This window comes from Protofrankia sp. CiP1_Cm_nod3, assembly GCF_982290655.1.
On sequence record NZ_CEVIVD010000006.1, the window covers coordinates 76981 to 78298 of the forward strand.

The 1318-nt window shown below is 71.5% G+C and carries 2 protein-coding genes; both read right to left on the bottom strand.

Features of this window, described 5'->3' with window-relative positions; all coding sequences use genetic code 11:
• Positions 1–2 precede the first annotated feature (2 nt).
• The gene (gene recR / locus AC5LUJ_RS03075; RefSeq protein ID WP_250284148.1) at positions 3–599 is read right to left on the bottom strand and encodes a recombination mediator RecR; all 597 of its coding nucleotides are present in this window, start codon (positions 597–599) and stop codon (positions 3–5) included.
• Positions 600–821: 222 nt separating this feature from the next.
• On the bottom strand, positions 822–1301 hold the full coding sequence (locus AC5LUJ_RS03080; RefSeq protein ID WP_250284130.1) for a YbaB/EbfC family nucleoid-associated protein: 480 nt from the start codon (positions 1299–1301) through the stop codon (positions 822–824).
• Positions 1302–1318: the final 17 nt, after the last annotated feature.

The following is a 1318-nucleotide window of genomic DNA, read 5'->3' on the forward strand; positions in this document are numbered from 1 at the left end:
GACTAGACGACGACGCGGCGGCCTTCAAAGGCGCGGCCGAGGGTCACCTCGTCCGCCCATTCCAGATCCCCGCCCATGGGCAGGCCGCTGGCCAGCCGGGTGACCTTCAGGCCCATGGGGGCGATCTGGCGGGCCAGATAGGAGGCGGTGACCTCGCCCTCGGTGTTCGGATCGGTCGCGAGAATCAGCTCGGTCACCGTTCCGTCGGCGAGCCGGGCGATCAGCTCCCGGATGTGCAGATCGTCCGGGCCGACCCCGCCGATCGGATTGATCGCTCCGCCGAGAACGTGGTAGCGCCCGCGGAACTCCCGGGTCCGTTCGACGGCGACGACGTCCTTCGGCTCCTCGACAACACAGATCTGCGCCGGATCGCGGCGGTGGTCGGCGCAGATCCGGCACAGCTCCGCCTGCGCGACGTTGAAGCACGTCCGGCAGAAGCGGACCTTGTCCTTGATCTCGTTCAGTGTGGCCGCCAGCCGCCGCACGTCCACCGGGTCGGCGGAAAGCAGGTGGAAGGCGATCCGCTGCGCGCTTTTCGGGCCGATGCCCGGCAGCCGGCCGAGTTCGTCGATCAGATCCTGGACGATCCCCTCGTACATCGTCACCGACCCGTCCCGCGGAGCGCTGTTGTGGGGCCCGCTGTTGTGGAGCCGGTTGTCGTGGGGCCCGTTGTGCCGGAGCCCGTTGTGCCGGAGCCGGGCGTTCCGGCCATCGCCATTCTGACGGCTGTTCTTCCGGCGGGCGTTCTTCCGGCGGGCCTGGCCGGCACGTGTCCAGGCGGCACCTGCCCGCCCGCCTGCGAGTCGTTCATCGCGCGCCTGTCATCCCAGGCCGGGAGGTATCGACCCCGGGCCTGACCCGCCCGGCAGACCCGCCGGGCCACCGCCGACTCCGCCGGGACCACCGATGCCGCCAGGACCCCCGATACCGCCAGGACTCCCGATACCACCGGGGCCGCCGAACCCGCCGAGGATGTCACCGAGCCCGCCGGTGACCTGGCCCATCCGCTCGGAGGCACGTCTGCGCGCGTTGTCGGCGGCGTCCCGGACCGCCGCGAGGACGAGGTCGGCGAGCGTCTCGGTGTCGGACGGATCCACCGCGGCGGGATCGATGACGAGATCGACCAGCTCACCCCCACCGGTCACCGTGGCCCTCACCAGGCCGCCGCCGGCGGTGCCGTCGACCCTGGCGTCGGCAAGGTCCTGCTGGGCGGTCAGCAACTCGGCCTGCATCCGCTGGGCCTGCTGAAGAAGCTGACCGATGCCCGGCCCGGCGCCCGGCGGTATCTGCGGGTTCGACATGCCACGAGCCTACGTCC

Coding starts and splice junctions, on each gene's coding strand:
- AC5LUJ_RS03080 (WP_250284130.1), bottom strand. CDS start 1,301: ATGTCGAACCCGCAGATACCGCCGGGCGCCGGGCCGGGCATCGGTCAG.
- recR (WP_250284148.1), bottom strand. CDS start 599: ATGTACGAGGGGATCGTCCAGGATCTGATCGACGAACTCGGCCGGCTG.